Here is a 9,633-nt window from a genome sequence, read left to right on the forward strand (position 1 = left end):
AAAGGAGTTAGTCATGGTTAGTTTAGAGAAGAACGATCACTTAATGTTGGCGCGCCAGCTGCCATTGAAATCTGTTGCCCTGATACTTGCGGGAGGACGTGGTACCCGCCTGAAGGATTTAACCAATAAGAGAGCAAAGCCTGCCGTACACTTCGGCGGTAAGTTCCGCATTATCGACTTTGCGCTGTCCAACTGCATCAACTCTGGGATCCGTCGTATGGGCGTGATCACCCAGTACCAGTCTCACACCCTGGTGCAGCATATTCAGCGCGGCTGGTCGTTCTTCAATGAAGAAATGAACGAGTTTGTCGACCTGCTGCCCGCGCAGCAGAGAATGAAAGGGGAAAACTGGTATCGCGGTACCGCAGACGCGGTCACTCAAAACCTCGATATTATCCGCCGCTATAAAGCGGAGTATGTGGTGATCCTGGCTGGTGACCACATCTACAAGCAAGACTACTCGCGAATGCTTATCGACCACGTCGAAAAAGGTGCGCGTTGTACTGTTGCTTGTATGCCAGTACCGATTGAAGAAGCCTCTGCATTTGGCGTTATGGCAGTCGATGAAAACGATAAAATTATCGAATTTGTTGAAAAACCGGCTAACCCGCCATCAATGCCAAACGATCCGAGCAAATCTCTGGCGAGTATGGGTATCTACGTCTTTGACGCCGACTATCTATATGAATTGCTGGAAGAAGACGATCGTGATGAAAATTCCAGCCACGACTTTGGTAAAGATTTGATTCCAAAAATCACCGAAGAAGGCCTGGCTTATGCGCATCCATTCCCTCTCTCTTGCGTACAGTCTGACCCAGACGCCGAGCCGTACTGGCGCGATGTGGGAACGCTGGAAGCTTACTGGAAAGCGAACCTTGATCTGGCCTCTGTGGTGCCGGAACTGGATATGTACGATCGCAACTGGCCAATTCGCACCTACAATGAATCATTGCCACCAGCGAAATTCGTTCAGGATCGCTCCGGTAGCCATGGGATGACCCTTAACTCACTGGTTTCCGGCGGTTGTGTAATCTCTGGTTCAGTGGTGGTGCAGTCCGTTCTGTTCTCGCGCGTTCGTGTTAATTCATTCTGCAACATTGATTCCGCCGTATTGTTACCGGAAGTATGGGTAGGTCGCTCGTGCCGTCTGCGCCGCTGTGTCATTGACCGCGCGTGTGTCATTCCGGAAGGTATGGTGATTGGTGAAGATGCAGAGGAAGATGCACGTCGTTTCTATCGTTCAGAAGAAGGCATCGTGCTGGTTACGCGCGAAATGCTACGGAAGTTAGGGTATAAACAGGAGCGATAATGCAGGTTTTACATGTATGTTCAGAGATGTTCCCGCTGCTTAAAACCGGCGGTCTGGCTGATGTTATTGGGGCATTACCCGCAGCACAAATCGCAGACGGCGTTGACGCTCGCGTACTGTTGCCTGCATTTCCCGATATTCGCCGTGGCGTGACCGATGCGCAGGTGGTATCTCGTCGTGATACCTTTGCCGGGCATATCACGCTGCTGTTCGGACATTACAACGGGGTTGGTATTTACCTGATTGACGCGCCGCATCTCTACAATCGTCCCGGAAGCCCGTATCACGATACCAACTTATTTGCCTACACTGACAACGTGTTGCGTTTTGCGCTGTTGGGGTGGGTCGGGGCAGAAATGGCCAGTGGGCTGGACCCATTCTGGCGCCCTGATGTAGTGCACGCGCACGACTGGCATGCCGGCCTTGCGCCTGCGTATCTGGCGGCACGCGGGCGTCCGGCGAAGTCGGTGTTTACTGTGCACAATCTGGCCTATCAAGGCATGTTTTATGCACATCACATGAATGACATCCAATTGCCATGGTCATTCTTTAATGTTCACGGGCTGGAGTTCAACGGGCAAATCTCTTTCCTGAAAGCCGGACTGTATTACGCTGACCATATTACAGCGGTTAGTCCGACCTACGCTCGCGAGATTACTGAACCACAGTTTGCCTACGGTATGGAAGGTTTACTTCAGCAGCGTCATCGTGAAGGACGACTTTCCGGCGTACTGAACGGCGTGGACGAGAAAATCTGGAGTCCAGAGACGGACTTACTTTTAGCCTCGCGTTACACCCGCGATTCATTGGAGGATAAAGCGGAGAATAAGCGCCAGTTGCAAATCGCAATGGGGCTTAAGGTTGACGATAAAGTGCCGCTTTTTGCAGTGGTGAGCCGTCTGACCAGCCAGAAAGGCCTGGATCTGGTGTTAGAGGCCTTACCGGGCCTTCTGGAACAGGGCGGACAACTGGCGCTGCTCGGCGCGGGCGATCCGGTATTGCAGGAAGGTTTCCTTGCTGCAGCAGCGGAACACCCCGGTCAGGTTGGTGTACAGATTGGTTATCACGAAGCATTTTCGCATCGCATTATGGGCGGCGCGGACGTCATTCTGGTGCCCAGTCGTTTTGAACCGTGCGGCTTAACGCAACTTTATGGATTGAAGTACGGCACGCTGCCGTTAGTGCGGCGTACCGGTGGGCTTGCTGATACGGTTTCTGACTGTTCTCTTGAGAACCTTGCAGATGGCGTCGCCAGTGGGTTTGTCTTTGAAGATAGTAATGCCTGGTCGTTGTTACGGGCTATTCGACGCGCTTTTGTTCTGTGGTCCCGCCCTTCATTGTGGCGGTTTGTGCAACGTCAGGCTATGGCAATGGATTTTAGCTGGCAGGTCGCGGCGAAGTCGTACCGTGAGCTTTACTATCGCTTGAAATAGTTTTCAGGAAACGCCTATATGAATGCTCCGTTTACATATTCATCGCCCACGCTTAGCGTAGAAGCTCTTAAGCACTCTATCGCTTATAAGCTGATGTTTACGATTGGCAAGGATCCTGTCGTTGCCAATAAACATGAATGGCTGAACGCAACGTTATTTGCTGTGCGCGATCGTCTCGTGGAGCGCTGGTTACGCTCGAATCGTGCCCAGCTGTCGCAAGAAACTCGTCAGGTTTACTATCTGTCGATGGAGTTTTTGATCGGTCGTACTCTCTCCAACGCCATGCTGTCGTTAGGTATTTATGACGATGTCCAGGGAGCGCTGGAGTCGATGGGGTTAAATCTCGAAGAGTTGATTGATGAGGAAAATGACCCTGGCCTCGGTAACGGTGGTCTGGGGCGTCTGGCGGCCTGCTTCCTGGATTCTCTGGCGACTTTAGGGTTACCAGGTCGCGGCTACGGTATTCGTTACGACTACGGTATGTTCAAGCAGAACATCGTTAACGGCAGTCAGAAAGAGTCACCGGACTACTGGCTGGAATACGGCAACCCGTGGGAATTTAAACGACACAACACGCGCTACAAAGTGCGTTTTGGCGGACGTATTCAGCAAGAAGGCAAGAAAACTCGCTGGATTGAAACTGAAGAAATTCTGGCCGTTGCTTATGACCAGATAATCCCCGGCTATGACACTGACGCAACTAATACCCTGCGTTTATGGAGCGCACAAGCCAGTAGCGAAATTAACCTGGGTAAATTCAATCAGGGTGACTACTTCGCGGCGGTGGAAGACAAAAACCACTCCGAGAACGTATCTCGCGTACTGTACCCGGACGACTCCACTTATTCCGGGCGTGAACTGCGTCTGCGTCAGGAATACTTCCTGGTTTCCTCGACCATTCAGGATATTTTAAGCCGCCATTATCAGCTGCATAAAACCTACGATAATCTGGCAGATAAAATCGCGATTCATCTCAATGACACCCATCCGGTGCTGTCGATTCCTGAATTGATGCGTCTGCTGATTGATGAGCATAAATTCAGCTGGGATGACGCTTTTGAAGTGTGTTGCGAGGTCTTCTCTTACACCAACCACACGCTGATGAGCGAGGCGCTGGAAACCTGGCCGGTAGATATGCTGGGTAAAATTCTGCCGCGTCACTTGCAGATAATCTTTGAAATCAACGACTATTTCCTGAAAACCTTGCAAGAGCAGTATCCGAACGATACTGACCTGCTGGGACGGGCGTCAATCATTGATGAATCCAACGGGCGTCGTGTGCGGATGGCCTGGCTGGCGGTTGTCGTGAGTCATAAAGTCAACGGTGTTTCGGAGTTGCACTCTAACCTGATGGTGCAGTCACTGTTTGCTGATTTTGCGAAAATCTTCCCAGGTCGTTTCACCAACGTTACCAACGGTGTGACGCCGCGTCGCTGGCTGGCGGTAGCAAACCCATCGCTTTCAGCCGTGCTGGACGAACACCTGGGCCGTAACTGGCGCACCGACCTTAGCCAGCTGAGCGAGCTGCAACAGCACTGTGATTTCCCGATGGTCAACCATGCGGTGCATCAGGCGAAGCTGGATAACAAAAAACGTCTGGCCGAGTACATCGCCCAGCAGTTGAATGTGGTGGTGAATCCGAAGGCGCTGTTTGATGTGCAGATCAAACGTATTCACGAATACAAACGTCAATTGATGAATGTGTTGCACGTTATCACTCGTTATAACCGTATCAAGGCCGATCCGGATGCTAATTGGGTGCCGCGCGTGAATATTTTTGGCGGCAAAGCCGCTTCGGCTTATTACATGGCGAAGCACATTATCCATTTGATCAACGATGTTGCTAAAGTGATCAACAACGATCCGCAGATTGGCGACAAGCTGAAAGTGGTGTTTATTCCGAACTACAGCGTTAGTCTGGCGCAGTTGATCATTCCGGCGGCCGATCTGTCTGAACAGATTTCACTGGCGGGGACGGAAGCCTCCGGCACCAGTAACATGAAGTTTGCTCTTAACGGCGCGCTGACTATCGGTACGCTGGACGGCGCGAACGTCGAGATGCTGGAGCATGTCGGTGATGACAATATCTTTATTTTTGGTAACACTGCGGAAGAAGTGGAAGAACTGCGTCGTCAGGGTTACAAACCGCGTGAATACTACGAGAAAGATGAAGAGCTGCATCAGGTGCTGACGCAAATCGGCAGCGGCGTGTTCAGCCCTGAAGACCCAGGCCGTTACCGCGATCTGGTTGATTCGCTGATCAACTTTGGCGACCACTATCAGGTGCTGGCGGATTATCGCAGCTATGTCGATTGTCAGGATAAAGTCGACGAACTCTACGAGCGTCAGGAAGAGTGGACTGCCAAAGCGATGCTGAACATCGCCAATATGGGCTACTTCTCTTCAGACCGTACGATCAAAGAGTACGCCGATCATATCTGGCATATTGATCCAGTGAGATTGTAAGTTCGTAAAGTGATAACTGCCGTGTGTTCCCATAAAGCTACCGTTAATGGGCACACGGCATTTTTATATCAGATAAACAAAATGTCATGAAAATTTACATATGCTATCAATATATAATTAATATTTATTATTTATTAATAAGGCATCTCATTAGGGTATATTCCATATAACGAACATTATAAATAAATAATAAATCATTTGCCGTATTTATATATTCCTTCACTCCTCAGATCTTCTTTCTAAAATAAACTCCTTTGTTTTCAAATAACTGTATTTTTATATAAAGTCAATTATTGCGAGCATTGATTCTTTTAGTTACATTACCAAGCAGCTCATATAATATTTTCCAGCCATTCTATCTCTTGATTTTTTTGGGATTAACCACACCAGCTTTATTCATTTAAATAATGTGATTTGTTAAAGCTGAATGTAAAAATAATCGCCAATATTGCTTGGATTTTTTAACAAAAGGAAAGGTATAAATGAAATTCAATCTATCTAATTTATCCGTAGTTTTACTCGCATCAGGTATGCTGATGTCAACTGCGGTAACTGCTGCGCCAGGCGATGCATCACAATTTGGTGGTGCGGATACAGACTGGAGCACCGTTGATTATCCAAAACTCACCGATATGGATAGCAACACCGATGCGATGGGCGGAAATATCCGCTTTACTGGTCGTGTGGTTAAAGCGACGTGTAAGGTTGCTACAGAATCGAAACAGATTGAAGTGGTACTGCCAGTCGTACCTTCTAACGCTTTCACGGGCATTGATACCGAAGCAACGGGTGCCAGTAACCAGACTGACTTCAACATTAAACTGACCGACTGCAGCAATACAGACAGTCAAAACATTGAATTTCGTTTTACTGGCGTAGCAGACAGTGCCAACCAGACGCTTGCCAATGAAGTTGAAGGGGCCGCTGATGCTGATAGTACTGGCGAAGCAGGTGCAACAGGTGTAGGGATTCGTATTTATTCTAAAAACACGACAGCTGATGGTCTGATTAAACTGAATACACAAACTCCTCAGGGGAGTAGTTCTTCGGCAGCTTACGTGATTCCTGGCGATGCAGCCAAACATGATTATACTGCGGCATTTACTGCGGGCTATGCGCAGAACGGTAGTACCGTTGCACCAGGTCTGGTGAAAGCTACGGCAAGTTTCGTTGTGCTGTACGAATAATTACAGCAAGATAATTTCAGGTTACAGTTAATTGTAGCCTGAAATTAATATTACGTGTTTATTTATAATAAATAGACACGTATCAGCAATTACAATTAATTTCATCTACAAGGATGCAGTATGAGATGGATTTCAAAAAATAAATGTTTAGCCAATAGAAATATAAATTCTTTGCTGAAGACTCAATATGCCATAAGGGCAGCGGCTCTATTTTTGCTGTCCGCCATATCTGTCAACGCTATGGCTGCGGGTGGTTTCGGTCTTGGTTCTACGCGTCTGGTTTATCCATCTGACAGTCAGCAGATTACGTTAAGTGTACAGAATGGTGGGGCTAACACCAGCTATTTAATCCAGTCATGGATTGATGACAATCAAAGCAGTAAAAAAAGTCAGGATTTTGTGGTTACGCCTCCTTTATTTATGTTGCCAACGCGAAAAGAGGCATCATTGAGGATAATGTTTATTGGCAAATCGCAGTTACCGACTGATCGAGAGACATTATTCTGGATGAATGTGAAAGCGATTCCGCCGACGGATGAGAAGAATACTCAGAAAAACACGTTACAACTGGCGTTACAAAACAGAATTAAATTATTTTACCGTCCGACTAATTTACCCGTTCAAGCTGGTAAAGCACGGGATATGTTGCGATTTAAATACGAAGCTAAAAAGCTGAGAGTCATTAACCCTTCTCCCTATTATCTGACGGTGACAGGAATCAGGGTGCAAGGGGCAAAATTACCCAATGCGTTTGTTCCCCCGAAAAGTGACATCACAGTTTCTTCTCCGGTGACGTTAGCGGGCGAAATTACTTATCAAACTATCAATGATTACGGTGCCACAACGGCCAGGCAAAAGGGAACGATGCAATAAACCTGGAAGATTAAAACGTTAAAGCAACTCAGGTCAGGGATATGAACCTAAAGCTCAGAAAACTCGAACACTGGATGGCAAGGAAAAAGCAGATGAGGCTGTGTATACCGCTTCTCCTGACACTTTTGCCTACGTGTTCAGTGGCGGGTATGCGCTTTAATCCTGCCTTTTTGTCGGGTGATACAGAAGCTGTTGCTGATTTATCTCGTTTTGAGAAAGGGATGACGTATCTGCCAGGTAGCTATGAGGTTGAAATATGGGTCAATGATTCGCCTTTGACATCACGTAAGGTTACTTTCAAAGCTGATGAGCAGAATCAGTTGATTCCCTGTTTTTCGCTCGATGAGTTAATTACTTTAGGAATTAACAAAAGTGCATTGCCGGAGCAGGCGCAAGCAGAGGGAAATCATTGTCTCGATTTACGTATATGGTTTGCTGAAGTTCAATATACTCCTGAACTGGATGCGCAACGACTCAAACTGACCTTCCCGCAGGCAATATTAAAGCATGAAGCACGTGGTTATATCCCACCTGAGGAATGGGATAATGGTATCCCGGCTGTTCTTATTAATTATGACTTTTCTGGTAACAGCGATCGTGGAGACTATGCGTCTGATAGTTATTATTTAAATCTTCGTTCAGGTTTAAATTTAGGAGCGTGGCGTTTTCGTGATTATTCTACATGGAGTCGTTCAGCTAATTCATCGGGTAAAATTGCACATGTGAGTAGTACGTTACAACGAGTAATTATTCCTTTTAAAAGTGAATTAACACTAGGTGATACCTGGTCTTCATCGGATGTTTTCGACAGCGTGAGTATTCGTGGTGCTAAACTTGAATCCGATGAAAACATGCTGCCGGATAGCCAAAGTGGCTTTGCTCCTACTGTGCGCGGCATTGCTAAAAGTAATGCTCAGGTAACGATTAAACAAAACGGTTATGTTATTTATCAGACCTATACTCCCCCTGGGCCTTTTGAAATCAACGATCTGAACCCTACGTCTTCCGCAGGGGATTTGGAAGTTACGATCAAAGAGTCTGATAATTCCGAAACTATCTATACCATTCCTTACGCCGCTGTACCCATCCTTCAACGCGAAGGACATATTAAATATTCCGCAACTGCCGGTAAATATCGTAGTAATAGCTATAATCAAAACAATCCGAATATCTTTCAAGGAGATTTGATTTGGGGGTTACCCTGGGATATTACCGCCTATGGAGGGATACAATACTCTAATAATTATCGGGCAATAGCACTCGGGCTTGGGTTCAACCTTGGTATGTTTGGTGCGACCTCATTTGATTTGACGCAAGCCAATAGCACACTTGCTGATGGCAGTAAACATCAAGGGCAATCGTACCGTTTTCTATACTCAAAATCGTTAGTGCAAACAGGTACAGCTTTTCAGATTATTGGTTATCGCTACTCGACGGAGGGATTTTATTCGTTGAGTGATACCACATACAAACAAATGTCGGGTACGGTTATCGATCCAGATACCCTTAATGAAAAAGACTATGTTTATAACTGGAATGATTTTTATAATTTACGTTATAACAAAAGAGGAAAGTTTCAGGCAAATATATCTCAACCATTGGGCGAATATGGCTCTATGTATTTGGCAGCGAGTCAACAAACTTATTGGAATACGAATAATAAAGATACCTTATACCAGGTTGGCTATAATACGAGTGTGCATGGGGTTTATTTAAACATTGCTTATAACTACAGCAAATCACCAGGTTCAGATGCGGACAGAATCTTATCCGTCAATATATCATTGCCGATCAGCAATTGGTTATCACCAGCAGTCGATGGACGCACTGCGACAAATTCTATGACAGCGACCTATGGTTACAGTCAAGATAATAGCGGTCATGTGAATCAGTATGCTGGAGTATCTGGCTCACTGCTGGATCAGCATAATCTCAATTATAATATTCAACAAAATTTCGCCAATCAGAACAATGGTGGAAATGGCTCGGTAGGTTTAAATTACCGTGGTACTTATGGTTCACTAAATTCCGGATACAGCTACGATAATAATGGTAACCAGCAATTTAACTATGGTTTAAGTGGTGCCATGGTTGTTCACGAAAATGGTTTAACGCTAAGTCAGCCGTTAGGTGAAACAAATATACTGATAAAAGCACCTGGGGCAAACAATGTAAATGTGGAACGCGGAACGGGGGTTAAGACAGACTGGCGTGGCTATGCTGTCGTACCTTATGCCACGGAGTATCGGCGTAATAATATCTCTTTAGACCCTATGTCTATGAACATGCATACAGAATTAGATGCCACTAGCATGGAAGTGATACCCAGTAAAGGCGCTTTAGTTTGATGTAGCCCCCAGAAACA

The 9,633-nt window shown here is 46.5% G+C and carries 5 protein-coding genes and 1 pseudogene; all 6 read left to right on the top strand.

Annotated elements, in window-relative coordinates:
- Positions 1-13: 13 nt before the first annotated feature.
- Positions 14-1,309, top strand: coding sequence for a glucose-1-phosphate adenylyltransferase (gene glgC, locus FEK46_RS15630; RefSeq protein ID WP_130209039.1), 1,296 nt, complete (start codon positions 14-16; stop codon positions 1,307-1,309).
- Positions 1,309-2,742 (top strand): glycogen synthase GlgA, encoded by a 1,434-nt coding sequence (gene glgA / locus FEK46_RS15635; RefSeq protein WP_130209037.1) that lies wholly within the window; start codon positions 1,309-1,311, stop codon positions 2,740-2,742. The genes glgC and glgA overlap by 1 nt, the downstream gene beginning before the upstream one ends.
- Positions 2,743-2,760: 18 nt before the next feature.
- Positions 2,761-5,208, top strand: coding sequence for a glycogen phosphorylase (gene glgP / locus FEK46_RS15640; RefSeq protein ID WP_135559219.1), 2,448 nt, complete (start codon positions 2,761-2,763; stop codon positions 5,206-5,208).
- Between the two features lie 482 nt (positions 5,209-5,690).
- Positions 5,691-6,395, top strand: a complete 705-nt coding sequence (locus FEK46_RS15645; RefSeq protein ID WP_130209033.1) for a fimbrial protein — start codon at positions 5,691-5,693, stop codon at positions 6,393-6,395.
- Positions 6,396-6,515: 120 nt separating this feature from the next.
- Positions 6,516-7,268 (top strand): fimbria/pilus periplasmic chaperone, encoded by a 753-nt coding sequence (locus FEK46_RS15650; RefSeq protein ID WP_135559220.1) that lies wholly within the window; start codon positions 6,516-6,518, stop codon positions 7,266-7,268.
- 41 nt (positions 7,269-7,309) lie between these two features.
- Positions 7,310-9,613, top strand: a pseudogene (locus FEK46_RS15655) (fimbria/pilus outer membrane usher protein); the annotation flags it as partial.
- Positions 9,614-9,633 lie beyond the last annotated feature (20 nt).

This window comes from Escherichia sp. E4736, assembly GCF_005781225.1.
GTDB lineage: Bacteria > Pseudomonadota > Gammaproteobacteria > Enterobacterales > Enterobacteriaceae > Escherichia.

Excerpts from the sequence above, each read along its gene's own strand:
- glgC (WP_130209039.1), top strand. The coding sequence starts at position 14 with ATGGTTAGTTTAGAGAAGAACGATCACTTAATGTTGGCGCGCCAGCTG.
- glgA (WP_130209037.1), top strand. The coding sequence starts at position 1,309 with ATGCAGGTTTTACATGTATGTTCAGAGATGTTCCCGCTGCTTAAAACC.
- glgP (WP_135559219.1), top strand. The coding sequence starts at position 2,761 with ATGAATGCTCCGTTTACATATTCATCGCCCACGCTTAGCGTAGAAGCT.
- FEK46_RS15645 (WP_130209033.1), top strand. The coding sequence starts at position 5,691 with ATGAAATTCAATCTATCTAATTTATCCGTAGTTTTACTCGCATCAGGT.
- FEK46_RS15650 (WP_135559220.1), top strand. The coding sequence starts at position 6,516 with ATGAGATGGATTTCAAAAAATAAATGTTTAGCCAATAGAAATATAAAT.